Origin of the sequence: Citrobacter sp. ABFQG (assembly GCF_004322975.1) — a bacterium.
GTDB lineage: Bacteria > Pseudomonadota > Gammaproteobacteria > Enterobacterales > Enterobacteriaceae > Citrobacter > Citrobacter freundii.
In genome coordinates this window covers 3,355,555-3,381,258 of sequence record NZ_CP036435.1, presented here as the reverse complement: position 1 = coordinate 3,381,258, position 25,704 = coordinate 3,355,555, and the positions used below count along the sequence as shown (strand labels likewise).

Genomic DNA, 25,704 nt, shown 5'->3' with positions numbered 1-25,704 from the left:
GTATTGGCGGTTAAGAAACGCATTTGATACTTTCCGGCCAGGTATTATGCAGAAGAATTCACGTTGATGAGAATCATTTGCAGTTAGTTTCTCTCAACAGAGTAATAGCGTGTTTCCGGCAGGGGAGGCACGTAGATAATCGACGTAAGGCAGTCATACGAACCGCCAGAATAAATAAAGTCGGTGATAGCAAGCAGTAAAACAAAAAACGACCTGACGGCAGAAAATCTCCGGTGCCGTACAGTGATCCTGACAGGATTAACAGTCTGGTTAAAAAACCAGTCATAATAATGAGGGAGTACAACACAATGACTAACATCACTAAAAAAAGTTTAGTAGCTGCGGGGATCTTAACTGCGCTAGTCGCTGGAAATGTTGCCACGGCGGCAGTAGTGCCAGCGGGTGTGCAGCTTGCTGAAAAGCAGACTCTGGTGCGTAATAACGGTTCGGAAGTGCAGTCACTCGATCCCCACAAAATCGAAGGTGTACCTGAATCCAACATTAACCGTGACCTGTTTGAAGGTTTATTAATCAGTGATGTCGATGGCAAACCATCGCCTGGCGTGGCTGAAAAATGGGAAAATAAAGATTTTAAAGTCTGGACATTCCATCTGCGTAAAGATGCTAAGTGGTCTGACGGCACGCCTGTTACCGCGCAAGATTTCGTGTATAGCTGGCAACGTTTGGCTAATCCAAATACTGCATCACCGTACGCCAGTTATTTGCAGTACGGTCATATCGTCAATATTGATGATATTATCGCCGGTAAAAAACCGATCACCGATCTCGGTGTAAAAGCTCTCGACGATCATACTTTTGAAGTCACCCTCAGCGAACCTGTTCCTTATTTCTACAAACTGCTTGTGCACTCTTCCGTTTCACCGGTTCCTAGAGCTGCTGTTGAAAAATTCGGCGAGAAGTGGACCCAGCCCGCTAACATCATTACTAACGGTGCGTATAAACTGAAAGACTGGGTTGTGAACGAGCGCATTGTGCTTGAGCGTAATACCAACTATTGGGACAACGCCAAAACGGTTATTAACCAGGTAACCTACCTGCCTATTTCTTCTGAAGTGACTGACGTTAACCGCTATCGCAGCGGTGAAATCGACATGACCTATAACAACATGCCGATTGAGTTATTCCAGAAACTGAAAAAAGAGATCCCGAACGAAGTCCACGTTGACCCGTATCTGTGCACCTATTATTACGAAATCAATAACCAGAAAGCACCGTTCAACGATGTTCGTGTTCGTACCGCCCTGAAGCTGGCGTTGGATCGTGACATTATCGTCAATAAAGTGAAAAACCAGGGTGACCTGCCGGCGTATAGCTTTACTCCTCCATACACCGATGGCGCGAAACTGGTTGAGCCAGAGTGGTTCAAGTGGTCTCAGGAAAAGCGTAATGAAGAAGCGAAGAAACTGCTGGCTGAGGCCGGATATACTGCTGAGAAACCGCTGACCTTTGACCTGCTGTATAACACTTCAGATCTGCATAAGAAGCTGGCTATTGCCGCGGCATCTATCTGGAAGAAAAATCTGGGTGCTAATGTGAAGCTGGAAAACCAGGAATGGAAAACGTTCCTCGATACGCGCCATCAGGGCAACTATGATGTTTCACGTGCGGGCTGGTGTGCGGACTATAACGAACCGACGTCCTTCCTGAATATGGTGCTGTCCGACAGCTCCAATAATACCGTCCACTATAAGAGCCCGGCATTTGATAAGCTGATTGCGGATACGCTGAAAGTGACGGATGAAGCGCAGCGCAGCGAACTGTATTCGAAAGCGGAACAGCAGCTGGATAAAGATTCTGCGATTGTACCGGTTTATTACTATGTCAATGCCCGCCTGGTGAAACCATGGGTTGGCGGATACTCCGGTAAAGACCCGATGGATAATATCCACGTTAAAGACTTGTATATTATCAAGCATTAATGGCAAGACGTGGGGCAATCATTTTTGCCCCACAGTGTCTTTTTTCTTCGAACTATTAATACCGCTTTACCTGAACGTCGGGGTTAAAGAGGTATAAAGGCACACGCCAGAAGGTACGGGCAATGTTAAAATTCATATTACGTCGCTGTCTGGAAGCGATTCCGACGCTGTTTATTCTTATTACGATTTCATTCTTTATGATGCGCCTTGCGCCCGGAAGCCCATTCACCGGGGAACGCGCGTTACCGCCAGAGGTGCTGGCGAATATTGAAGCGAAATATCATCTTAACGATCCTATCTCGACGCAGTATTTCAGCTATCTGAAACAGCTGGCGCATGGCGATTTTGGACCATCCTTTAAATATAAAGACTACACGGTTAACGACCTCGTTGCTTCGAGTTTTCCGGTTTCTGCGAAGCTGGGTGCGGCAGCCTTTATTCTGGCGGTACTCGTCGGCGTTAGCGCCGGGGTGATAGCCGCGCTGAAGCAAAATACACGTTGGGATTACACGGTGATGGGGGTGGCAATGACTGGGGTAGTTATCCCCAGTTTCGTGGTCGCTCCCTTATTGGTCATGATATTTGCCATAACCTTGAAATGGCTGCCCGGCGGGGGCTGGAACGGTGGGGCGTTGAAATTTATGATCCTGCCAATGGTGGCCTTGTCACTGGCCTACATCGCCAGTATCGCTCGTATTACTCGCGGTTCGATGATTGAAGTGCTGCACTCTAACTTTATTCGTACCGCGCGCGCCAAAGGGCTGCCGATGCGGCGGATTATTTTCCGCCATGCGTTAAAACCTGCGCTGTTGCCAGTGCTGTCCTATATGGGACCGGCATTTGTCGGCATTATCACTGGTTCGATGGTTATTGAAACCATCTATGGTTTACCTGGCATTGGTCAGTTGTTCGTCAACGGCGCGTTAAACCGCGACTATTCGCTGGTTCTGAGTCTGACCATACTGGTGGGTACGCTGACCATCGTGTTTAACGCGATTGTCGATGTGCTGTATGCCGTTATCGACCCGAAAATTCGTTACTGATACTGGAGCTCGCTATGATGTTAAGTAAGAAAAACAGCGAAGCGCTGGAGAATTTCAGTGAAAAGCTGGAGGTCGAAGGCCGCAGCCTGTGGCAGGACGCGCGTCGACGCTTTATGCATAACCGAGCTGCGGTAGCAAGCCTGGTGGTGCTGGTAATTATTGCGCTGTTCGTGACGCTCGCGCCGATGCTGTCGCAGTTTACCTACTTCGATACTGACTGGGGCATGATGTCCAGCGCGCCGGATACGGAATCAGGCCACTATTTCGGTACTGACTCGTCGGGACGCGACCTGTTGGTGCGCGTGGCGATTGGCGGGCGCATCTCGCTAATGGTCGGCATTGCGGCGGCGTTGGTCGCGGTGGTTGTCGGTACGCTGTACGGTTCTCTGTCGGGCTACCTCGGCGGAAAAATCGACTCGGTGATGATGCGTCTGCTGGAAATTCTCAACTCCTTCCCGTTCATGTTCTTCGTGATCCTGCTGGTCACCTTCTTTGGTCAAAATATCCTGCTGATTTTTGTCGCTATCGGGATGGTCTCCTGGCTGGATATGGCGCGTATCGTGCGTGGACAAACGCTGAGCCTCAAGCGCAAAGAGTTTATTGAAGCGGCGCAAGTGGGTGGGGTGTCTACCGTGCGTATCGTTATCCGCCATATTGTGCCGAACGTGCTGGGTGTGGTGGTGGTATACGCTTCATTGCTGGTGCCGAGCATGATCCTGTTTGAATCCTTCCTGAGCTTTTTGGGATTAGGTACGCAGGAGCCGTTAAGTAGCTGGGGCGCTCTGCTTAGTGATGGTGCCAACTCAATGGAAGTCTCACCATGGCTGCTGCTGTTTCCGGCAGGTTTCCTGGTGGTCACTTTGTTCTGTTTTAACTTTATTGGCGATGGCTTGCGTGATGCCCTCGACCCGAAAGACCGTTAAGGAGTGCAGCCATGAGCGTAATTGAAACCTCAACCGCGCCGCTCGCGCAACAACAGGCTAACGCACTGCTGAACGTAAAAGATTTGCGTGTGACGTTCGCTACCCCCGACGGCGATGTAACTGCGGTCAACGATTTAAACTTTTCTCTGCGAGCTGGAGAAACGCTGGGTATTGTCGGAGAATCCGGCTCAGGTAAATCGCAAACGGCCTTTGCCCTGATGGGCCTGCTGGCGGCTAATGGTCGTATCGGGGGCTCCGCTACGTTCAACGGACGTGAAATTCTGAACTTACCGGAACGTGAACTGAACAAACTGCGCGCCGAGCAGATCTCGATGATTTTCCAGGACCCGATGACGTCTCTCAATCCGTACATGCGGGTCGGGGAGCAGTTGATGGAAGTTCTGATGCTGCATAAAGGCATGAGCAAAGCGGAAGCTTTTGAAGAGTCAGTCAGAATGCTGGATGCGGTGAAAATGCCGGAAGCGCGTAAGCGCATGAAAATGTATCCGCATGAATTCTCCGGTGGTATGCGTCAGCGCGTAATGATCGCTATGGCGTTGCTGTGTAGGCCCAAATTACTGATAGCCGATGAACCGACCACTGCGCTCGATGTGACTGTACAGGCGCAAATCATGACGTTGCTGAATGAACTGAAAAGCGAATTCAACACCGCGATTATCATGATCACCCACGATCTGGGGGTTGTTGCCGGTATTTGCGATAAAGTTCTGGTGATGTACGCCGGTCGTACGATGGAATACGGCAGTGCGCGGGATGTCTTTTATAAGCCCGTTCATCCGTATTCGATTGGTTTGCTGAATGCCGTACCTCGTCTGGATGCAGAAGGGGAAGAGATGCTCACGATCCCGGGCAACCCACCGAACCTGCTGCGTCTGCCAAAAGGCTGTCCATTCCAGCCGCGTTGCCCGCATGCGATGGAAATCTGTAGCAGTGCTCCGCCACTGGAGGAATTTAGTCCAGGCCGTTTGCGCGCCTGCTTTAAGCCGGTGGAGGAACTGGTATGAATGCGGTAACCGAACAACGTAAAGTGCTCCTTGAGATTGCTGACCTTAAAGTCCATTTCGATATTAAAGATGGCAAACAGTGGTTCTGGCAACCATCTAAAACCCTTAAGGCAGTTGATGGCGTAACCCTGCGACTGTATGAGGGCGAAACCCTGGGCGTGGTCGGTGAATCAGGCTGCGGGAAATCGACCTTTGCCCGTGCGATTATCGGCCTGGTGAAGGCCACCGATGGAAAGGTTGCCTGGCTGGGTAAAGATTTACTCGGCATGAAACCCGATGAGTGGCGGGAAGTACGCAGTGATATCCAGATGATTTTCCAGGATCCGCTGGCATCGTTAAACCCGCGCATGACCATTGGTGAAATCATTGCCGAACCGCTGCGTACTTATCATCCGAATCTTCCTGGTCAGGAAGTCCGCGATCGTGTGAAAGCGATGATGATGAAGGTAGGATTACTGCCCAACCTGATTAACCGCTACCCACATGAGTTTTCAGGTGGCCAGTGTCAGCGTATTGGTATTGCCCGCGCGCTGATCCTCGAACCGAAGTTGATTATCTGCGATGAACCCGTTTCGGCGCTGGACGTGTCAATCCAGGCCCAGGTGGTTAACCTGCTGCAACAACTTCAGCGAGAAATGGGATTATCGTTAATCTTCATTGCCCACGACCTCGCGGTGGTTAAACATATCTCCGACCGTGTGCTGGTTATGTATCTCGGACATGCGGTGGAATTAGGGACCTATGACGAGGTGTACCATAACCCGCTGCATCCTTATACCAAAGCGCTGATGTCTGCGGTGCCGATCCCCGATCCGGATCAGGAAAGGAACAAGGTTATCCAGTTGCTGGAAGGCGAGTTACCGTCCCCGATTAACCCTCCTTCCGGTTGCGTGTTCCGTACGCGCTGCCCGATTGCAGGGCCGGAATGCGCAAAAACGCGCCCGGTTCTCGAAGGAAGTTTCCGACACGCAGTTTCCTGCCTGAAAGTAGACCCGCTATAATTCCGAGGGCTGACAAAAGTCAGCCCTTTTTTTGGTGAGGTATCTGTGCCAGGTTTAGTCTCTTCTGTCCGCCGCGCGCTCTTTCGCAAATTATTCGATTTAAACACCCGTTCAGGGCGTCGCTTTGAAGGTATGTGCGCGCTATTCGCCTTGCTCAGCGTTATTGTTATCTTCATTGAGTCCGGAGTAGGGACGCAATACCATTTAACCTTTGAGGAATGGCGCGTTTTTGTCTGGCTGGAGATCTTTATTACTCTGGTCTTTACTCTCGAATATCTTCTGCGCTTATGCTGTTGGGCCAATCCCGCCAAATATGTGTTTAGTTTCTGGGGGATAGTTGACCTTGCCACCATCCTGCCGCTGTATGTGATGTGGCTATGGCCGGAAATCAGTCTGAGTTATGTTTTCGCCTGGCGGGCGATGCGTGTCCTGCGCGTACTGCGTATTCTCAAGCTGTTGCGCTTTATGCCTTCTCTACGGGTGTTCTGGAATGCGTTAAAAAGTGCCCGACATCAGCTGATGTTGTTCTATTCCTTTATCGCCATTCTGATGGTGGTTTTTGGTGCGATGATGTATCTGATTGAAGGGCCAAAATATGGATTTACTACGCTGAATGCGTCGGTGTATTGGGCGATTGTTACTGTAACCACCGTCGGCTATGGCGATATCACACCGCACACCCCGTTGGGGCGCATGGTGGCGTCCGTGCTTATCCTGATTGGCTACTCGGTGATTGCGATACCGACGGGATTGATTACCACGCACATGAGCAGTGCGTTCCAGCATCGCGGGCACCAACGAAAATGTCCCCAGTGTCAGCAGGCGCAGCACGAACATAGCGCGCAGTTTTGTAACCGTTGCGGAAGCAAACTACCGGGCTAAAAATAAAAAAAGCTGCGAGAGCAGCTTTTTTGTTTGATTATTCGCGCCAGAGAATATGGCAGAGCTTATGATCTTTTTCGCGACATAATAAAACGCGCGCAAAAATATCGTTAATCTCGCCGTCTTCTGTATCTGCCAGACCAATCACCACTTCGGCAAAGAAATCAGGGTTCAGGTCAAAATCAACATGCTCCTGCCAGTCTTCTGCCGGATCGAATAACTCGGCACCGCCGCGTTCTTCAAACTGCAAATTGAACAGAATGATATCTGCCGGATCGAGGTTATCCGCAGCCAGTTCGAGAAAAATGTCGTAAGCCTGCTCAAGCGTTTCGTCTTCGGTCAGGCGATTGTTCAAATCCATATCCATAATGACTACCTGTTTACTGTCTGATGGGCACGTTTTACAGCAACGGACTAAAGAAGTAAAACAGTCGCTCTGCTATCCGCTGCCAGAGTGGTCGTTTTACCCACAAACGGGCATCAAGCAGGCGGGAACGCGAAATATAATCATCCTGCACGGCGGCGAGGTCGCCGCCGAATCCGGCATCGTCAATGACCAGCGTGATTTCAAAATTGAGCCACAGACTGCGCATATCCAGGTTAACGGTACCGACCAGGCTCAGCTCGCCATCGACCAGTACGCTCTTGGTGTGCAGCAGGCCGCCTTCGAACTGATAAATTTTAACGCCAGCTGCCAGCAACTCAGTGAAAAAGGCCCGGCTTGCCCAGCCAACCAGCAGGGAATCATTCTTACGCGGAAGAATGATACTGACGTCGACCCCACGCTGTGCTGCCGTACAAATTGCATGCAGCAAATCGTCGCTGGGAACAAAGTAAGGCGTGGTCATAATTAAATATTCGCGCGCTGAATAAGCTGCGGTTAACAGCGCCTGATGAATCAAGTCTTCTGGGAAACCAGGACCCGAGGCAATTGTGTGAATGGTGTGCCCGCTGGCCTGCTCAAACGGCATGATATTGACGTCCGGTGGCGGGGGCAAAATGCGCTTTCCGGTCTCAATTTCCCAGTCGCAAGAATAGACGATGCCCATAGCGGTGGCTACCGGGCCTTCCATTCTTGCCATTAAATCAACCCATTGCCCAACGCCTGCATCTTGTTTGAAGAAGCGCGGATCGACCATGTTCATGCTGCCGGTATACGCAATGTAGTTGTCGATCATAATCATTTTGCGATGCTGACGCAGGTCCATACGGCGTAAAAATACACGCATCAGGTTCACCTTCAGCGCTTCTACAACCTCGATACCTGCGTTACGCATCATCGCCGCCCAAGGGCTGCGGAAGAACGCCACGCTGCCGGCGGAGTCCAGCATCAGGCGACAGTGAATGCCACGCCTCGCGGCAGCCATTAACGACTCGGCTACCTGATCGGCCATACCACCCGGCTGCCAGATGTAGAACACCATCTCTATGTTGTGGCGCGCCAGTTGAATATCACGGATCAGCGCCTGCATCACGTCATCTGAACTGGTGAGCAGTTGCAGCTGATTTCCCTTAACGCCGGCGATTCCTTGACGACGCTCGCACAGTTTAAATAAGGAGGAGGCGACGCTGCTGTTTTCCTGCGCAAAAATATGCTTACAGGCTTTAAGATCGTTCAGCCACTTGGCCGTTGACGGCCACATTGCCCGGGCGCGTTCGGCGCGGCGTTTACCCAGGTGGAGCTCACCGAAGGACAGATAAGCAATGATCCCTACCAATGGCAGAATATAGATGATCAAAAGCCAGGCCATTGCGGAGGGCACTGCGCGTCGTTTCATTAGAATGCGTAATGTTACGCCAGCAATGAGTACCCAGTAACCCAGAATGACCAGCCAACTCACCACGGTGTAGAAGGTTGTCATAAATTTAAAAATCCTTTTGAAAGCGTATTGTTAAGAGTTTACGCATCAGGATTAATCTGGCAAATAAAAACACGGGAAAACCGCTGGTCTGCATTCGGTGTGGCGTTATAATGGCCACTCAGTGACTGAAAGAGTAGTAAACATGAAGCGTAGTAGAACGGAAGTGGGACGCTGGCGGATGCTGCGTCAGGCTAGCCGCCGTAAAGCACGTTGGCTTGAAGGACAATCGCGTCGTAATATGCGTATCCACACTATCAGAAAGTGCATTCTCAACCATCAACGCAACTCGTTGCTGTTTGCGATCCACAGCATCTGATCCCAAAAGGGCACCGCTGGCGGTGCCCAATGTCTGTTTTTGTTTTGTTTTTAAAATACTTTTTTGTACGGTTTTACTGAAACCTGCGCGTAAACGCCCGCTGCAACATACGGATCGGCTTCCGCCCACGCCTGTGCCGCCTCCAAAGATTCAAATTCGGCAATCACCGTCGAGCCGGTAAAACCCGCCGCACCGGGATCGTTACTATCGACCGCTGGCATGGGGCCCGCCGTGAGCAAACTACCTTCGTCATGAAGGAGTTGCAGGCGAGCCAGATGAGCAGGGCGCACGGAAAGACGTTTTTCGAGAGAGTCTGCGATATCTTGGGCGTAAATAACATACAGCACGGGTAGAACTCCTTGAACGGTAAAAGTCGTTAATAACGTTATTGGAAAGGCCTAACAACTGCAACGGAAAGATAACTGATATGTTAAGGCCATACTCTGAAAGTGGTTTTTTATCATGAAATCGCGTTCTAAATGTCAGTTACCGCCACGGGCTTATTGAATATGATTGCTATTTGCATTTAAAATCGGGGCCTGGTTTTTTTACTGAAACGATTATGACTTCAATGACCCTTGATTTACCTCGTCGCTTTCCCTGGCCAACGTTACTGTCTGTCGGCATTCATGGTGCCGTGGTGGCTGGTTTGCTGTATACCTCGGTACATCAGGTTATTGAACTGCCTGCGCCAGCGCAGCCGATCTCTGTCACGATGGTCGCGCCTGCCGATCTCGAACCACCTCAGGCCGTTCAGCCGCCGCCGGAACCCGTTGTCGAGCCTGAACCGGAACCAGAGCCGATTCCAGAGCCACCAAAAGAGGCGCCGGTGGTGATTGAAAAACCGAAGCCCAAGCCTAAACCGAAGCCAAAACCGGTGAAAAAAGTGGAAGAGCAGCCGAAACGCGATGTTAAACCAGCAGAACCGCGGCCGGCCTCCCCGCTGGAAAATACGGCACCTACGCGCACAATGACCAATACCGCGCCGGCAACTACCAGCAAACCGGTGGTCAGTGCGCCATCGGGCCCACGCGCTTTAAGCCGTAATCAGCCTCAGTATCCGGCGCGAGCTCAGGCGCTACGCATTGAAGGGCGGGTAAAGGTCAAATTTAATGTAACGCCGGATGGTCGGGTTGAAAATGTGGAGATCCTGTCTGCACAGCCTGCCAATATGTTTGAGCGTGAAGTGAAAAACGCGATGCGTAGATGGCGTTATGAAGCAGGTAAACCCGGTTCCGGACTCGTGGTGAATATTGTTTTCAAATTAAACGGCACAACGCAGATCGAGTAAGCATCAGGCCGTCCGGCAATGATCAAGAGTGATGATTGCCGGATAGCATTACTGGCGTGTGCTATCAGGCCAACGTGGGGATTGGACGCGGTTTCCCGTCTTTATCAACGGCAACGTAGATAAACAGAGCTTCGGTGGCCTTATAACGCTGGCCAATAGGTTCAGAAGCGACTTTCTTCACCCAAACTTCAATATTGATGCTGATTGAGGTTGTCCCGCGTTTCACACAGCGAGCATAGCAACACACTACATCACCTACGGCGACCGGGCGCAAAAAGCTCATTCCTTCAACCCGCACCGTTACCACACGACCATGTGCGATCTCTTTGGCCTGAATCGCGCCACCTATATCCATTTGTGACATCAGCCAGCCGCCAAAAATATCACCGTTCGCGTTGGTATCGGCAGGCATGGCCAGAGTGCGTAAAACCAGTTCACCCTGGGGAGTGTTATTCGTTGTTGTCATTGTAGAACCGACTATAGAGAAAGATTACAGGCGCGATGCTACTAGAATTTGTGCGTCGAGAACAGAGGGGATGCGGCATGCAGAGCAGATGTAAGTCAGGTTGTCAGCTCTATGGAACGCGAGGGGATAAAAATTCGCCAGATCCGCAGATCTGGCGAGCATGTATTACGATTTATCTTCTTGCGGCAGATGACGGTAAATATAGACCCCACTCAGCAGCGTAAAGAATAAAGTCAGGGCGGTCAGGCCGAACACTTTGAAGTTGACCCAAATGTTCTGCGGTAGCCAAAATGCAATATAGATATTCGCCAGACCACACAGGATGAAAAAGACTGCCCAGGCTAAATTTAGTTTCGACCAGACTGGCTGCGGCAGGGTCAGTTCTTTACCTAACATGCGCTGGATCAGCGGTTTTTTCATCACCCACTGGCTTACCAGCAATGCTCCAGCAAACAGCCCGTAAATCACCGTTACTTTCCACTTAATGAATTCATCGTTGTGGAAAAAAATAGTCAGGCCACCAAATACGGCCACCAGGACAAAGGTGATTAACGCCATCTTCTCGACCTTGCGATAGCGAACCCAGCTGTAAATCAACACTACAGCCGTTGCGACAATCAGCGCCGAGGTCGCCGCATAGATGTCGTAAAGCTTATAAAAAGCAAAAAAGACAACCAGCGGTAAAAAATCAAGAAACTGCTTCATTCTTCGATTCCGTCATCAAAAGCACCGGGTACAAGCCCGGAATGCGTTCAGGGTTTATTGGCGAATCAGCATGTACAGGCGGAACAAATAGATCAGCAACACCGCGGAGATCATATTGCTCAGCGTATTCGCCAATACCGCGCCTACATTCGGCGTAAGTACTGCAAAACTTGGCGCAAAAAGCAACAGCAGCGTTTTTGCCAGCAACCAACCGATTACTGCCGGCGCAACCAGTCGCATATTCGACCACGCCAGACGCATACTGTTGCGCATCGCGGCAAAGACACCCATTTTGTCCTGTACCAACATCACAGGTGCGAGTGCCAGCAGGATGGCCAGCAGAATACCGGGAACAACAACCAGCATAATACCGATTTGCACCAGCAGAGTAGTCAAAAAAATCAGAATAAACAGCTTTGGCAACACTGGCGCACTGGCGCCGATGGCACGTAATGCGCTGACCCGATGACCTGCTGAAATCAGCTGAATCATCAGGATGACCCCACCGGCAAGGATGGCATTACCAATCAGACCAGAAAACGTAGACGCCGCGGAAGCGCGTAGCAAAATTTGCTGTTGCTCCGGGGTCATGTTTTGCACCAGATCGAACAACCCCACGCTGCTGGTTAACTGATCGCCTTCACTGAGTTGCGCAATTTGTGCGTCAGTGGGGGAAAAGGCATGCCCTAACACCACTGTGATAAACGCGCACAACAACGATACCAGCAAGATGGTAATGAATTGATTACGGAAAAAGTTTCCCGTGTCACGGTAAACGGATTTCGCCGTGATAGACATGCACTCTCCTTGAGTTTTGCAGGTGTTCATTTGCGGGCAATTGTACCCTGGATAACTCTACAGTGGCAGCATCGCGCGATGTATGGAAAAGCATATCTTTGTAAAGCTGCGGTAATTTTTGGCTATGACTTCAGCGTCGTGCATGAACGCTGTTTGTTATCTGCGCATCGCGTGCAGATAACAAACACCCATCAGCAATGAGCTGGAGGTACTTGCACATTGAAAATATATTAAAATTGATCTGAATTAATTTAACCAGGATTCTGAATGCAAGTTCTAACTTAATCTGGATCAATAAATGTTAAATTATCAAAGTCAATGTGATCCATGTCAGATCATTTATTACTCCAAAGTAGGTATATTCATTCCGCTTTTATAACCATAACGATGGAGCGGACATGAAAAAATTAACAGTTGCAGCATTGGCTTTAACAACCCTTCTCTCTGGTAACGCATTTGCGCATGAAGCTGGAGAGTTCTTTATTCGTGCAGGTTCTGCCACCGTCAGACCGACGGAAGGTGCAGGTGGTACGCTGGGCAGCTTAGGTGGCTTTGATGTCAGCAATAACACGCAGTTGGGTCTGACATTTACCTACATGGCAACCGACAATATCGGTGTTGAATTACTGGCGGCTACACCGTTCCGCCATAAAATTGGTACTGCAGCAACAGGTGATATTGCCACCGTACATCATTTGCCGCCGACGTTAATGGCACAGTGGTACTTCGGTGACTCCAGCAGTAAACTGCGTCCGTACGTAGGTGTTGGTGTGAACTACACGACCTTCTTCGATGAAGGCTTTAACGATAACGGTAAAGAAACAGGATTATCGGACCTGAGTCTGAAAGATTCCTGGGGTGCAGCAGGGCAAGTCGGTATGGACTATCTGATTAACCGCGACTGGCTGATTAACATGTCGGTCTGGTACATGGATATCGACACCACCGCAAGCTATAAAATGGGTGGCGTCCAGCAGCGCGACAGTGTACGCCTCGATCCGTGGGTGTTTATGTTCTCTGCGGGTTATCGTTTTTAAGTTCTTCTGCAAAACTCCTCTGCAAAACTGGTCATCAAATGACCAGTTTTTCCATTCTTTTCCACGCGTATTGTTGTTTTGACCAGCCGTAGTCAACTGAGTCACGTGTGCTTCTGAACACATCAGTCAGAGATGCTGGTTGTACCGCTCCACCCATTTAGCATTTCCCTTTGTTGGAGTGGTGGAGTAAATATAGGCTAAGTATCTTGTCCCGGTACTAAACGAACACACTATCAAATAAGGCGCAGTGCAAGATGACTTGTAGCGCTCTCTTTAAGCAGTACCGCGGTAACTTTAATAGCCAGTGTGTTTATCTGGAATATCGCTTTTGTTTCTATTCTCTTATGCATTATTACTGCGGCTCATTTATTACGTACAAAAAAGAACCTGCAGATAATCAGGGGATAACTTATCCAAAATGTTAACTATTGATAAAATTAAAGTAACATATCGTAAAATTTGGATATTTTATTTTTCATGGACTAAGGTTTATACATCATGATATAATGTGATGGCAGATTATTTACCATTCAATAATGTAAATGAATTTTCGAGGAGATCATTCCAGTGGGACGTAAGTGGGCAAATATTGTTGCTAAAAAAACAGCTAAAGACGGTGCAACGTCTAATGTATATGCAAAATTCGGTGTAGAAATTTATGCTGCTGCTAAACAAGGCGAACCAGACCCAGAATTAAATACATCTTTAAAATTCGTTATTGAACGTGCGAAACAAGCGCAGGTTCCAAAACACGTTATTGATAAAGCCATTGATAAAGCCAAAGGCGGCAGCGATGAAACGTTCGTGCAAGGGCGTTATGAAGGCTTTGGTCCCAGTGGCTCACTGATTATCGCTGAAACATTGACTTCAAACGTTAACCGTACGATTGCTAATGTCCGCTCAATTTTTAATAAAAAAGGCGGGAATATCGGAGCGGCGGGTTCTGTCAGCTATATGTTTGACAATACCGGAGTAATTGTATTTGAAGGGACAGACCCTGACCATATTTTTGAAATTCTGCTTAATGCTGAAGTAGATGTTCGTGATGTAACCGAGGAAGAAGGAAACATCGTTATTTATACTGAATCTACAGATCTTCATAAAGGCATTGCAGCTCTAAAAGCAGCAGGAATTACTGAGTTCTCAACCACAGAATTAGAAATGATTGCTCAATCAGAAATTGAACTTTCACCAGAAGATTTAGAAGTCTTTGCAGGGCTTGTTGATGCTCTTGAAGATGACGATGATGTTCAAAAAGTATATCATAACGTTGCAAATCTCTAATGATAGATTAAAGAAATCTGTCATTATGGCAGATTTTTTTAACTCATAAAGTTGTTATGAGTGCACTATTTATTACAGACTCGGATATTTTCCATCATCATCAACTAAAAATATCTGAGATAGGTACCAGGTATCATTCTCTTTGGACAATTGATATTCATAAACAGGTGAATAATACTGTCTCGATAATCTGGTCGTCACGGTCGCTACTTTTTCAGTAATCTGAACCGATATGATGTTCTCTTGCTCAGGATCATGACTAGACTCAGAACCAAAAGCTATAGGCTCGCCCTGAAAACCAGGTTTTGTATATTTATTCAAAAGCTCATTCCAACCCTTCTGGGCCAGGAACATAACTTCTTGCTTTCCGTAGTTCTGATTTCTCTGAAATGACTGATCATTCCAATATTTATAATCCCTCTGGAAAGCGGTGATTACCTGCTCCGGAGTATTTGCCAGTATGTCCCCAGCGCTTAAAAATCCAACGCTTAACATAACTAATTTAATCAACAGATGTTTCAACAAGTTCACCCATATTTGGCATGTTTTACTTCAGTGTCTCGCAAGGGACTTTTTGAAGTCAACTTCATTAATGGTTGCACAACCAAGACGACCAAACTGTATAGATTCCGGGCATACCTGCCCGTGGTTAGCAACCAGGAAAAATTCCCCTCGTTCTTCATTTAAAAAATTCTGGGGAAAACATCCTGCCTTTCTCCCCTTTGATGTAGTGCTACTCTTTAAACAAACCAACTTTGAGGGTATTGCTGATGATGTTGACCCGCCATCTGCTACAGCAAAAAATCACACTTCTGGAACCGTTCTACGAGGATCAAACGGCAGCGTTTGCCGTGAGTGTTGCACGTGAGTTATTGCTTTACATGGATAAAACTGAGGCGCTGGAGAAACTTATTGCGACTCCGGTTACACTACCTTATTGCAGCGCAAGTCCGGTTTGTGAGATTGAGGCGGGCTATGCCGCAGGCGTAAACGACTGCCGCGAGGCCATCCGGCGAGCAGGGTATCCTATCGAAGGTGATGATTAGTTTGCGCTTATGTTAACAACTATGTGCTTTTATTGTATAAATCTGTAACCTAAGCGCGCGATTGCGGGCTACATCAACGTACCTGCTTCGGAGTGGCAAACATTCTCTATCAACGTACAACGCTGTTATGCAACAACATAAACGGGTAACCGATTTGGCAATACTGTTAACTATCAGGGTGGACTCGTGAAGATTGTGCAGGATAAGCTCAGAAACAGGCAGGCTCTGCTGGTATCCGGGCTCATTACGTTGATTTTTACCTCGTTGTTTCTGTTTATCATTTATGAACAGCGTATGGCGGCCGCCAGTGAAGGCGTTAGCCGCCTGCAAGCTCACATGTTGGACATTTTTAACGATAATGAACTGATTGCCGATGCGATTGGCGAGCGTTATTACCACATCAAAACCGGGGAACAGTGTGGTGTTATGGCGCAGTTTGTTCCGCGAAACAAAGATGAATGGGGAATTAACGCCGACCCAAAGCGGGTTCATTCTGCAACGGGAACGATTATTGCTCAGCAACCCAGCCATAACGCGCTGTGTATGTATACTGCGGCGGAGTTCATTCGCGGAATGGTTAATGAGCTAAATCCAGGCAGCTTCGATGCGCACCGTTACATTATCGCCAGCAATTCAGATTATTTTTATTGGTTTATGGCTTCCGACTCGCGCAATTTCAGTTTTTCTGACTCCGAAATGGCGATGGATATTACGCATTTTTTCTATCCGCCCACCGATTTCTATACCCGGTTGTTGCAAAAAAACGTAAAAAATAAAGCTCTCAGTTCAACAAACTTCTATACCGATAAAATTACCGGTGAAAAAGCCTACAGCGTAGTGAGCTATATCTACGATCTGTCGGGTAAAGAGATATCAGACCAAATCGTTGCCTATCTGGTCTATGATCATTCGAAGCCTGAGCTGCAGGAAGCGTTAGCCGAGGCGTTTGATAATCAAATCCTTCCCGGATTGAACGTGGAGTTGGTGAATCTGACCAACAAAGAGAGCCTCTGCTTATCCGGCAAATGTGCGGGGCAATCCAGCTATTTGGTGCGCAATTTTTCGGAGAAATATGCGCTGCACTATTCGCTTTCATTAGGCCGTTTTATGGCGCGCGATACACATGCCGGGATTGTTATCCTGCTGGCGCCGTTCTTTTTCATCATCATTAGCTTCTCGTTAAAGTCATGGCTAAACGAAAGCGACCTTAAGGTTTATATCGATACTCTGACCGGCTGTTTTAACCGCCGAATACTCGACATTATCAAGCGTCGGGATTTATCACACTGTTCGGTGGTGCTACTGGACTGCAATAAATTTAAGGCCGTCAATGATACCTGGGGCCACGCGGCAGGCGATCGCGCGTTGCAAATTATCGCCAACAGGATGCTGTCAAACACCCGCACCAGCCACGATATTGTAATTCGTACCGGCGGGGATGAATTTATGATCCTGCTGTTTCGATCGCAGGCAACTGACGCCATAGCAATCGCGCAACGTATTAGCGGGCAGGTGACCAGTCATGTGTTTGTGGTGGATGGGCATACCGTGCCATTGTCAGTATCGTGGGGAATTGCAGAGGTGAACGGTGAACTGGATGTGGCCATTCAGAATGCGGATAGCGCTATGTATAGAATGAAGCACACGGAAGAAGGGTGAAACCGCCAGACGTCTCTGGCGGTTGATTTAACTTACTGGTGGGTGGCGGCTTTCATCGTGCTGACAAACGCTTTCAGCTCAGCCAGCATCTGTTCCGGTGCCGCAACATTTTTCTCAATGATTTTCACAATTGCCGAGCCGGAAATTGCACCGGCAGCACCGGCTTCAATAGCTCCGGCTACCTGTTCAGGCGCAGAGATACCGAAGCCCTGTAAAGAAGGCGGAGCATCATATTGTTTCAGCTTTTCAACCAAATGATGCAGCGGTAATGCCGCACGATTTTCGGCACCGGTCACGCCTGCACGTGAAAGCAGATAAGTGTAGCCGCGGCCGTAAGAGGCAATCTGGCGTAGCAGTTCTTCATCAGCGTTCGGTGGGCAGATGAAAATCGGTGCGATGTTGTGACGCAGTGCAGCAGTTCTGAATGGCGCAGACTCCTCAACAGGGACATCGGCTACCAACACAGAATCCACACCCACTTTTTCGCACTGGGCGTAAAACTCGTCAATGCCCTTGCTGAAGACCAGGTTGGCATACATCAGCAACCCAATGGGAATCCTCGGATGCTTCTGGCGAATCAGCGCCAGCATTTCAAAGCATTGCGATGGTGTGACGCCGGCGGCAAACGCACGCAGGGTGGCTTCCTGAATGGTTGGGCCATCGGCCAGCGGATCGGAGAACGGAATGCCGAGCTCAAGCGCGTCGGCACCGGCTTCAATCAGCGTATCAATGATTTTCAGTGACTGCTCAACAGACGGATCGCCCAGGGTTACGAAGGGGACAAAAGCACCTTCTTTGCGGTCCTTCAGCTGTGCAAACAGGTTTTCGTAACGTTCCATCAGATTTCCCCTCGCGCTTTCAGAATATCGTGTACGGTGAAAATGTCTTTGTCGCCGCGACCGGAGAGATTAACCACCAGTAGCTGCTCTTTTTCCGGATTATCACGCATCATTTTCAACGCGTGCGCCAGGGCATGGGAGGACTCCAGTGCCGGAATAATCCCCTCGTGCAGACACAGCGTTTTGAAGGCTTCCAGTGCTTCATCATCGGTTATTGAAACATAATCGGCGCGACCAATGCTGTTCAGGTACGCATGCTGTGGCCCGACCGACGGAAAGTCGAGCCCGGCGGAAATAGAGTAAGACTCTTCAATCTGTCCTTCTTCGGTCTGCATCATCGGGGACTTCATGCCGAAATAAATCCCAACACGCCCATGTTTCAACGGCGCGCCGTGTTCTCCAGACTCAATCCCGTGACCGCCTGGCTCTACGCCAATCAAACCGACGCTGGTTTCATTAATAAAATCGGCGAACATACCGATTGCGTTAGAACCGCCACCCACGCAGGCGATAACGGCGTCCGGCAGACGACCTTCTTTTTCCAGAATCTGCGCCTTGGTTTCTTCACCGATCATCCGCTGGAACTCACGCACAATAGTCGGGAAGGGGTGCGGACCTGCCGCTGTACCGAGCATATAGTGCGCAGTATCGTAACTGCCAGACCAGTCGCGCAGCGCTTCGTTACAGGCATCTTTCAGCGTTGCGGAACCGCTGTGAACGGGGATAACTTCTGCACCCATCAAACGCATACGGAAAACGTTCGGCGACTGACGTTCAACATCTTTCGCGCCCATGTAAATACGGCATTTCAACCCCAGCAGTGCGCTGGCGAGAGCAGATGCAACACCGTGCTGCCCCGCGCCTGTTTCGGCGATAATTTCCGTTTTACCCATGCGCTTCGCCAACAACGCCTGGCCCAGCACCTGGTTGGTTTTGTGCGCGCCGCCGTGCAGTAAATCTTCACGCTTGAGATACAGCGTCGTGTTGGTGCCTTGAGTAATGTTCTGGCACTTGGTCAGTGCGGTTGGGCGACCCGCATAGTTTTTCAGCAGGTCTGTAAACTGCGCCTGAAATTCAGGATCTTTTTGCGCGCTGACAAAAGCTTCTTCCAGCTGGCGCAGGGCAGGCATCAGAATCTGTGGCACATACATACCGCCAAATTCACCAAAATACGGATTGAGTAATGTTGTCATGTCCTTTTCCTTAATATGCGCGCAGCGTCTGAAAGACCGAAGCCAGAAGACGTGCATCTTTGATGCCCGGCTGTGACTCTACGCCAGAATTGAAATCGAGACCGGCACAGCCGGTTTTTGCCGCGTCAACGCAGTTATCTGCGCCAAGTCCGCCAGCCAGTAATACGTTATCCAGCGATTGTCCGCCTAAAAGTGACCAGTCGAAGCGTTGCCCGCTGCCGCCCTGACCGTTGTCGAAGACGTATTTATCGACATGCTGATAATCACGGGCTGGCAACTTATCGCTGACGCTGAGCGCCTTCCAGATTTGTACCTGTGCGGGTAGCGCATTGCGTAGCGCGTCTACGTAGGCCTGATCTTCGCTACCATGCAGTTGCACGGCAGTGAGTCCCAAAGCAGCCGCTGTTTCACGTACGTCGATAATATCTGTGTTGCGAAACACCCCGACATATTGCAGCGGCGCGCCGGTCATGACCTCTCGCGCTTGCTCAACGCTAACCGCGCGTGGCGATGTGGGTACAAAAATCAGTCCGCCATAAATCGCGCCGGATTTATACGCCGCGTTGGCATCCTGAGCCCGGGTTAAACCGCAGACTTTATTCTCGCCGAGCAGTACGCGACGCACGGCAGCGTGCAGATCATCATGCGACATCAGCGCGGAACCAATCAGAAAACCGTTGGCGAAGTGGCTGAGCTCGCGCACCTGACCATAGGTATTGATCCCGGACTCGCTGATGACGGTCACACCGTGGCCCAGTCGCGGCGCAAGCTGGCGGGTGCGATTCAAATCAATCGACAAGTCGCGTAAATCGCGGTTGTTGATACCAACGACTTTGGCGCCCAGTGCGATAGCGCGCTCCAGCTCTTCTTCGTTGCTGACTTCGGTCAGTACGCCCATTTTCAGGCTGTGGGCGACGGCGGCGAGTTGACGATATTGTTCATCATCGAGGACCGACAGCATCAACAAACAGGCGTCCGCCTGGTAGAAACGCGCCAGGTAAATCTGGTAAGGATCGATAATAAAGTCCTTACACAGAACAGGTTGCGGCGCGATGCGGCTGACGATAGGCAGGAAATCAAAACTGCCCTGGAAATATTTCTCATCGGTCAGTACGGAAATCGCGGAAGCATAATGTTTATAAACGCCCGCAATCTGTGCCGGATCGAAGTCATCACGGATCACGCCTTTTGACGGAGATGCTTTTTTACATTCCAGAATAAAGGCGGTGCGCGCACCTTGCAGCGCATCGTAGAAATCACGAGAGCTGGGTTGAACATCATTTTGAAAGCTGGCCAGCGGTTGTTGCTGTTTGCGGGCTTCTACCCAAATCGCCTTGTCTGCGACAATTTTCGCTAAAACGGTTTGCATCATTTACCCTCTTGCTGCCAGTGCAGTGACACGGTCATAGGCCGCACCGCTGCGCAGTACATTAATCACGGTTTGCGCATTGGCTTTTAAATCTTCTTCACCGTGCAAGCGCATTAACATGGCGACATTCGCGGCAACAGCGGCTTCATGAGCGGCTTCACCTTTACCTTGTAACAAGCGACTAAGAATGTCACGGTTTTCTTCCGGTGTGCCGCCAGCCAGCTGTTCCTGGTGGTAAGGCGTCAGGCCAAAGTCTTCTGCCGTCAGTTGATAACTCTTGATTTCCCCATCGTGCAGCTCTGCCACAATGGTCGGTGCATGCAGCGAAACTTCGTCCATGCCACCGCTGTGCACTACGGCTGCCCGCTGATATCCGAGCACGCGCAGCGTTTCGGCAATCGGCAGCACCAGCTCCGGGCTGTAAACGCCGATCAGCGCCAGCGGCGGATGTGCCGGGTTAATCAACGGGCCGAGCACGTTAAACAGCGTGCGGGTTTTCAACTGCTGGCGTACCGGCATGGCATGGCGAAAACCGGTGTGGTATTTCGGCGCAAACAGAAAACACACGCCGAGATCGTCAAGCGCCTGACGGGATTTGTCGGCGTTCATATCCAGATTGATGCCAAATGCCGCTAACAGATCCGAAGAGCCTGACTTGCTGGAGACGCTGCGGTTGCCGTGTTTGGCAACTTTCAGTCCGCAAGCCGCAGCAACAAAGGCGCTGGCGGTAGAAATATTGATGCTGTTGCTGCCGTCGCCGCCGGTACCGACAATATCGGCGAACAGATAATCAGGGCGCGGGAATGGGGCTGCGTTTTCCAGCAGCGCGGTTGCCGCACCGGCAATTTCATTCGGGTGTTCGCCACGAATTTTCATGCTCACCAGCGCCGCAGCCAGTTGTTCCGGCTTCAGTTCACCGCGTACCACGGCAGAGAACAACTGGTGGCTTTCCTGCTGGGACAGCGTCTGGGCCTGATACAGTTTCTCCAGAATTGGTTGCAGCGTATTGGTTTGTTCAAGCTTCTGTTGCGCCCAGGCCAGCGTTTGTTCCAGCAAACGCGCGCCCTGGGTGGTCAGAATGGATTCCGGATGGAACTGGAAGCCGCAGACGCGATCGGTATCGTGACGCACCGCCATCACCATGCCGTTAAAGTGGGCGTTAATGGTTAATCCTGCCGGAACGTTGCTGCCAACCAGCGAATGATAGCGTGCCACGGGCAGCGGATTCGCCAGACCAGCAAACATTGCCTGACCGTCGTGTTCAATGCTGGACGCTTTGCCGTGCAGGATTTCTCCAGCCTGGCCCACATATCCACCATAGGCCTCAACAATGGCCTGATGTCCCAGACAAATGCCGATGATTGGCAGCTTGCCGCGCAGACGGGTTAACAGCTCCGGCATGCAACCTGCTTCGCTTGGCGCACCTGGGCCTGGAGAGAGCATCAGCACAGGATTTTTCATCGTTGCTAAACGGTCAATCAACGTCTGAGCCGGAATATGGTTGCGGTAAATCACCACGTTGTGACCATTAGTACGCAGCTGATCCGCCAGGTTATAGGTAAAAGAGTCGATATTATCGAGCAGCAGAATGTCAGCCATTAGAAGGTCTCCTGTGCGTGGTGCGCGGTGGCGATAGCACGCAGAACCGCGCGCGCTTTATTACGGGTTTCATCGGCTTCAGACTGCGGTACAGAATCCAGAACAATCCCGGCACCGGCTTGTACGGTGGCAATACCGTCTTCCACGAGGGCGGAACGAATGACAATACAGGTATCCAGATCGCCATGAGCCGTGAAGTAACCTACCGCGCCGCCGTAGCTGCCACGGCGACGACCTTCTGCCTCGGCGATAAGCTGCATAGCGCGAACTTTTGGCGCTCCGCTTAACGTGCCCATATTCATACAGGCGCGGTAAGCGTGCAGCACATCCAGATCGCTACGCAGCTCGCCTACCACACGCGAAACCAGGTGCATTACGAAGGAGTAACAATCGACTTTGGTGAGATCAGCAACATAGCGGCTGCCAGGCGTACAGATGCGCGCCAGGTCGTTACGCGCAAGGTCAACCAGCATCAGGTGCTCAGAAAGCTCTTTATGGTCGGTACGCATCTCCAGCTCGATTCGGCTGTCAAGGTCGCGGTCAAGCGAACCGTCAGCACGACGACCACGCGGGCGAGTGCCGGCAATCGGGTAGATCTCAATCTGGCGGCTGGTGGCATCGTATTTCAGCGAGCTTTCCGGGGAGGCGCCAAACAGCGTGAAATCGTTGTCCTGCATGAAAAACATGTATGGGCTGGGGTTACTTTTCTTCAGCACATAGTAGGCTGCCAGCGGTGACGGGCAGGGCAGCGAGAAACGTCGGGACGGAACTACCTGGAAAATTTCGCCCGCGCGAATCGCTTTTTGCATGCCACGTACTACGGCGCCGAACTCTTCATCGCTCTGATTGCATTCGCAGCGCATCTGCGGGACTTCAGTAACGGGCAGCGGCGGCGCAGGCTCGGTAAGCTGTTGGCTCAGCTGCGCCAGACGGGCGTTAAGACGCTGTTTCTCCGCATCATTGGGGGTAAAAACACTGGCCTGAATTCGGGTGCTTTTTTTCTGGTGGTCGATAACCATCAGCGTTTCTGCCAGATAGAAGCAGTAGTCAGGACAACGGTTGCCCGCTTCAAGCTGAGGTAAATCTTCAAAACCGGCAACCAGGTCGTAGGAAAACAGACCGCCGAAGAACATCGCTTCACGTTCTTGCACAGGAACATTCACCAGCCCCTGCAGTATGCGAAAAGCATCAAATACGGAAAGAGAACATAAACGGGCGTCTTCATCCAACAGCGGGCTGACGGCAGGGAATCGCAGATGACGACCATTCGGCTGTTTTTCATTCTCAACGCCAGCGGGCAGTGCAGCATCCAGCAAGGGCAGCAGCGATGCGCCGTTTGTGGATAACGCCTGAATAGTGACGGTGTCACCGAGAGCGGTAATGCGCAATGCGCTGTCGACTAGCAGCAAGCTCTTCAGATCGTCTTTGCTGTCGATATCTGCAGATTCCAGCAGCAGCGTTGCCGGACGTGCGCCACACACCTGATGAAACAGCGACGTTGGATTCTCACGGTAGGCGGCATCGCAGGCAAGCAGTTCGAGTATCGGTTTTTGTGTTTGCATCGTTATTCTCATTAATTTTGTTCAAAAAAAAGCCCGCTCATTAGGCGGGCCGGGTATCTGGTTGCAAATTGCAGACGTAAGACACTGCCCGAAATCAGGAAGTGCGCCACCAACCGTGCAGAAAAAATGTTGCTTTCATTGCAGATACCTTCTTCATGTGAACTTGCGTACTAGTTAACTAGTTCGATGGGGTAAAGTCAACACCTGATTTCAGTATATTTGCCGAAACCGCTATGATGGGCGTGTTACGACATTTATTGAAACGGGAGCCGCCTTGAGCGACACGAATTACGCAGTGATTTATGACCTGCATAGTCATACTACAGCCTCCGATGGGCGATTAACCCCAGAAGCCTTAGTACACCGTGCGGTAGAGATGCGAATCGGTACACTGGCGATCACCGATCATGACACCACGGCGGGCATTGCGGCGGCAAGAGAAGAAATTTCACGTTCGGGTTTAGCGTTAAATTTGATCCCTGGTGTCGAGATATCAACTGTTTGGGAAAACCATGAGATCCATATAGTGGGTCTGAACATTGATATCGCCCATCCCATGATGTGCGAGTTTCTGGCGCAACAAACGGAACGTCGTCAGCAGCGTGCGCGCCTGATTGCCGAACGACTCGACAAAGCGCATATCCCCGGCGCGTGGGAAGGGGCGTTGCGCCTGGCTGATGGCGGGGCGGTTACGCGGGGCCATTTTGCGCGTTTCCTGGTGGAATGTGGCAAAGCCACAACCATGGCGGATGTCTTTAAAAAATATCTTGCCCGTGGGAAAACCGGTTACGTTCCGCCACAGTGGTGTACAATAGAACAAGCTATTGATGTCATTCATCATTCTGGCGGTAAGGCTGTTCTGGCTCATCCTGGGCGGTACGATCTTAGCGCTAAGTGGCTGAAAAGACTGGTTGCACATTTTGCTGAACATCGCGGCGACGCGATGGAAGTAGCGCAGTGTCAGCAGTCTCCCAATGAACGCACCCATCTGGCGACGCTTGCGCGTCAGCATCAATTGTGGGCATCGCAAGGGTCTGATTTTCATCTACCCTGCCCATGGATTGAGTTGGGTCGTAAACTTTGGTTGCCCGCAGGCGTAGAAGGCGTCTGGCAACTTTGGGAGCAGCCCGAGATCACAGAGAGGAAAGTATGAGCCAGTTTTTTTATATTCATCCCGAAAACCCGCAGCAGCGCCTGATCAATCAGGCCGTTGAAATCGTGCGTAAAGGTGGGGTGATCGTCTATCCAACCGATTCCGGCTATGCGTTGGGCTGCAAAATTGAAGATAAAGGCGCAATGGAGCGCATTTGCCGCATCCGTCACCTGCCGGACGGGCACAACTTTACGCTGATGTGCCGTGACCTGTCTGAACTGTCGACCTATTCGTTTGTCGACAACGTGGCCTTCCGTTTAATTAAAAACAACACGCCGGGCAACTACACCTTCATCCTGAAGGGGACGAAAGAGGTTCCGCGCCGCTTGTTGCAAGAAAAACGTAAGACCATCGGCCTGCGTGTACCCTCAAACCCGATAGCACTGGCGCTGCTTGAAGCGCTGGGCGAGCCGATGCTCTCCACGTCACTGATGCTGCCGGGTAGCGAATTTACCGAGTCAGATCCGGAAGAAATTAAAGACCGCCTGGAGAAACAGGTGGATTTAATTATCCACGGCGGATATCTCGGCCAGCAGCCGACCACGGTCATTGATTTAACCGACGATTCTCCGGTGGTGTTGCGTGAAGGCGTCGGTGACGTTAAACCTTTCTTATAAGGGCGCGAACCGCTATACTATGCGGCCTTAAAATGGCGCTGACTGGCGCCGTTGATTCTCCTGTTCGACGCCTGTGAAGGCGACACCTAAAGGA

The 25,704-nt window shown here is 50.5% G+C and carries 27 protein-coding genes, 1 pseudogene and 1 other annotated feature; of the genes and pseudogenes, 14 read left to right on the top strand and 14 right to left on the bottom strand.

Going from position 1 to position 25,704, the window contains the following annotated elements:
• Positions 1-308: 308 nt before the first annotated feature.
• From oppA to WN16_RS16575, 6 genes are all read left to right on the top strand, one after another.
• The gene (gene oppA, locus WN16_RS16600; RefSeq protein WP_003844005.1) at positions 309-1,940 is read left to right on the top strand and encodes an oligopeptide ABC transporter substrate-binding protein OppA; all 1,632 of its coding nucleotides are present in this window, start codon (positions 309-311) and stop codon (positions 1,938-1,940) included.
• A 122-nt stretch (positions 1,941-2,062) separates the two neighbouring features.
• Entirely contained in the window at positions 2,063-2,983 is a 921-nt protein-coding gene (oppB, locus tag WN16_RS16595) for an oligopeptide ABC transporter permease OppB (RefSeq protein WP_003020708.1), read from the top strand.
• A 14-nt stretch (positions 2,984-2,997) separates the two neighbouring features.
• Positions 2,998-3,906, top strand: a complete 909-nt coding sequence (gene oppC / locus WN16_RS16590; RefSeq protein WP_003020701.1) for an oligopeptide ABC transporter permease OppC — start codon at positions 2,998-3,000, stop codon at positions 3,904-3,906.
• A gap of 11 nt (positions 3,907-3,917) precedes the next feature.
• Entirely contained in the window at positions 3,918-4,931 is a 1,014-nt protein-coding gene (gene oppD, locus WN16_RS16585) for a murein tripeptide/oligopeptide ABC transporter ATP-binding protein OppD (protein WP_003833364.1), read from the top strand.
• Positions 4,928-5,932, top strand: a complete 1,005-nt coding sequence (oppF, locus tag WN16_RS16580; RefSeq protein ID WP_003020696.1) for a murein tripeptide/oligopeptide ABC transporter ATP-binding protein OppF — start codon at positions 4,928-4,930, stop codon at positions 5,930-5,932. The genes oppD and oppF overlap by 4 nt, the downstream gene beginning before the upstream one ends.
• 45 nt (positions 5,933-5,977) lie before the next feature.
• Entirely contained in the window at positions 5,978-6,814 is an 837-nt protein-coding gene (locus WN16_RS16575; RefSeq protein ID WP_003020693.1) for an ion transporter, read from the top strand.
• Positions 6,815-6,851: 37 nt separating this feature from the next.
• Here WN16_RS16575 and WN16_RS16570 read toward each other — a convergent pair whose 3' ends face one another.
• Together WN16_RS16570 and cls are read right to left on the bottom strand one after the other, a co-directional pair.
• Entirely contained in the window at positions 6,852-7,181 is a 330-nt protein-coding gene (locus WN16_RS16570) for an HI1450 family dsDNA-mimic protein (RefSeq protein ID WP_003020691.1), read from the bottom strand.
• 34 nt (positions 7,182-7,215) lie between these two features.
• Positions 7,216-8,676 carry a cardiolipin synthase gene (cls, locus tag WN16_RS16565; protein ID WP_003020687.1) on the bottom strand — a complete coding sequence of 487 codons (1,461 nt, stop codon included), beginning with the start codon at positions 8,674-8,676 and terminating at the stop codon, positions 7,216-7,218.
• Positions 8,677-8,818: 142 nt separating this feature from the next.
• Here cls and WN16_RS16560 point away from each other — a divergent pair, with 142 nt between their 5' ends.
• Positions 8,819-8,992 (top strand): YciY family protein, encoded by a 174-nt coding sequence (locus tag WN16_RS16560; RefSeq protein WP_003020684.1) that lies wholly within the window; start codon positions 8,819-8,821, stop codon positions 8,990-8,992.
• Positions 8,993-9,042: 50 nt separating this feature from the next.
• On the opposite strand, the gene WN16_RS16555 is transcribed toward WN16_RS16560, so the two are convergent.
• Positions 9,043-9,339 (bottom strand): YciI family protein, encoded by a 297-nt coding sequence (locus WN16_RS16555; RefSeq protein ID WP_044700174.1) that lies wholly within the window; start codon positions 9,337-9,339, stop codon positions 9,043-9,045.
• A 215-nt stretch (positions 9,340-9,554) separates the two neighbouring features.
• Between WN16_RS16555 and tonB the strand changes: the two genes are divergently transcribed.
• A complete protein-coding gene (gene tonB / locus WN16_RS16550; RefSeq protein ID WP_168150127.1) occupies positions 9,555-10,283 on the top strand; it encodes a TonB system transport protein TonB in 729 nt (242 codons plus the stop codon).
• A 64-nt stretch (positions 10,284-10,347) separates the two neighbouring features.
• Here the strand turns inward: tonB and yciA are convergent, their stop codons facing one another.
• The 4 genes and pseudogenes from yciA to WN16_RS24590 all read right to left on the bottom strand — a co-directional run.
• Positions 10,348-10,749 (bottom strand): acyl-CoA thioester hydrolase YciA, encoded by a 402-nt coding sequence (gene yciA, locus WN16_RS16545; RefSeq protein ID WP_003020670.1) that lies wholly within the window; start codon positions 10,747-10,749, stop codon positions 10,348-10,350.
• Positions 10,750-10,914: 165 nt separating this feature from the next.
• Positions 10,915-11,454, bottom strand: a complete 540-nt coding sequence (locus tag WN16_RS16540; RefSeq protein WP_003020667.1) for a septation protein A — start codon at positions 11,452-11,454, stop codon at positions 10,915-10,917.
• A gap of 54 nt (positions 11,455-11,508) precedes the next feature.
• Positions 11,509-12,252 carry a YciC family protein gene (locus WN16_RS16535; protein ID WP_003020663.1) on the bottom strand — a complete coding sequence of 248 codons (744 nt, stop codon included), beginning with the start codon at positions 12,250-12,252 and terminating at the stop codon, positions 11,509-11,511.
• 28 nt (positions 12,253-12,280) lie between these two features.
• Positions 12,281-12,367 (bottom strand): annotated as a pseudogene (locus tag WN16_RS24590) (YkgJ family cysteine cluster protein); the annotation flags it as partial.
• Positions 12,368-12,650: 283 nt separating this feature from the next.
• Between WN16_RS24590 and ompW the strand changes: the two are divergent.
• A complete protein-coding gene (gene ompW, locus WN16_RS16530; protein ID WP_003833354.1) occupies positions 12,651-13,289 on the top strand; it encodes an outer membrane protein OmpW in 639 nt (212 codons plus the stop codon).
• Positions 13,290-13,856: 567 nt separating this feature from the next.
• Complete coding sequence (locus WN16_RS16525) at positions 13,857-14,573, top strand: YebC/PmpR family DNA-binding transcriptional regulator (protein WP_003020658.1); 717 nt, start codon at positions 13,857-13,859, stop codon at positions 14,571-14,573.
• Between the two features lie 72 nt (positions 14,574-14,645).
• Here the strand turns inward: WN16_RS16525 and WN16_RS16520 are convergent, their stop codons facing one another.
• Complete coding sequence (locus tag WN16_RS16520) at positions 14,646-15,104, bottom strand: hypothetical protein (protein WP_044700171.1); 459 nt, start codon at positions 15,102-15,104, stop codon at positions 14,646-14,648.
• 239 nt (positions 15,105-15,343) lie between these two features.
• Between WN16_RS16520 and WN16_RS16515 the strand changes: the two genes are divergently transcribed.
• On the top strand, positions 15,344-15,619 hold the full coding sequence (locus WN16_RS16515; protein ID WP_003020652.1) for a hypothetical protein: 276 nt from the start codon (positions 15,344-15,346) through the stop codon (positions 15,617-15,619).
• 186 nt (positions 15,620-15,805) lie between these two features.
• Positions 15,806-17,278, top strand: coding sequence for a GGDEF domain-containing protein (locus WN16_RS16510; RefSeq protein WP_032935568.1), 1,473 nt, complete (start codon positions 15,806-15,808; stop codon positions 17,276-17,278).
• 32 nt (positions 17,279-17,310) lie between these two features.
• On the opposite strand, the gene trpA is transcribed toward WN16_RS16510, so the two are convergent.
• From trpA to trpL, 6 genes are all read right to left on the bottom strand, one after another.
• Positions 17,311-18,117: a tryptophan synthase subunit alpha gene (gene trpA / locus WN16_RS16505; protein ID WP_044700166.1), complete on the bottom strand. Its 807-nt coding sequence runs from the start codon at positions 18,115-18,117 to the stop codon at positions 17,311-17,313.
• Positions 18,117-19,310: a tryptophan synthase subunit beta gene (trpB, locus tag WN16_RS16500; RefSeq protein ID WP_044700164.1), complete on the bottom strand. Its 1,194-nt coding sequence runs from the start codon at positions 19,308-19,310 to the stop codon at positions 18,117-18,119. Before trpB ends, trpA begins: the two co-directional genes overlap by 1 nt.
• Before the next feature lie 10 nt (positions 19,311-19,320).
• Positions 19,321-20,679, bottom strand: a complete 1,359-nt coding sequence (trpCF, locus tag WN16_RS16495; RefSeq protein ID WP_003841280.1) for a bifunctional indole-3-glycerol-phosphate synthase TrpC/phosphoribosylanthranilate isomerase TrpF — start codon at positions 20,677-20,679, stop codon at positions 19,321-19,323.
• A gap of 3 nt (positions 20,680-20,682) precedes the next feature.
• Positions 20,683-22,278 (bottom strand): bifunctional anthranilate synthase glutamate amidotransferase component TrpG/anthranilate phosphoribosyltransferase TrpD, encoded by a 1,596-nt coding sequence (gene trpD / locus WN16_RS16490; RefSeq protein ID WP_003020639.1) that lies wholly within the window; start codon positions 22,276-22,278, stop codon positions 20,683-20,685.
• Positions 22,278-23,840, bottom strand: a complete 1,563-nt coding sequence (locus WN16_RS16485) for an anthranilate synthase component 1 (protein ID WP_044700161.1) — start codon at positions 23,838-23,840, stop codon at positions 22,278-22,280. Before WN16_RS16485 ends, trpD begins: the two co-directional genes overlap by 1 nt.
• 23 nt (positions 23,841-23,863) lie before the next feature.
• Positions 23,864-23,958 (bottom strand) — a sequence feature (Trp leader region).
• Positions 23,935-23,979, bottom strand: coding sequence for a trp operon leader peptide (trpL, locus tag WN16_RS16480; RefSeq protein ID WP_191229385.1), 45 nt, complete (start codon positions 23,977-23,979; stop codon positions 23,935-23,937). It overlaps the preceding feature by 24 nt.
• A gap of 135 nt (positions 23,980-24,114) precedes the next feature.
• On the opposite strand from trpL, the gene rnm reads away from it, so the two are divergent.
• Both rnm and WN16_RS16470 read left to right on the top strand, forming a co-directional pair.
• The gene (gene rnm / locus WN16_RS16475) at positions 24,115-24,993 is read left to right on the top strand and encodes an RNase AM (RefSeq protein WP_044700160.1); all 879 of its coding nucleotides are present in this window, start codon (positions 24,115-24,117) and stop codon (positions 24,991-24,993) included.
• Positions 24,990-25,610 carry an L-threonylcarbamoyladenylate synthase gene (locus WN16_RS16470; RefSeq protein ID WP_003020628.1) on the top strand — a complete coding sequence of 207 codons (621 nt, stop codon included), beginning with the start codon at positions 24,990-24,992 and terminating at the stop codon, positions 25,608-25,610. Before rnm ends, WN16_RS16470 begins: the two co-directional genes overlap by 4 nt.
• Positions 25,611-25,704 lie beyond the last annotated feature (94 nt).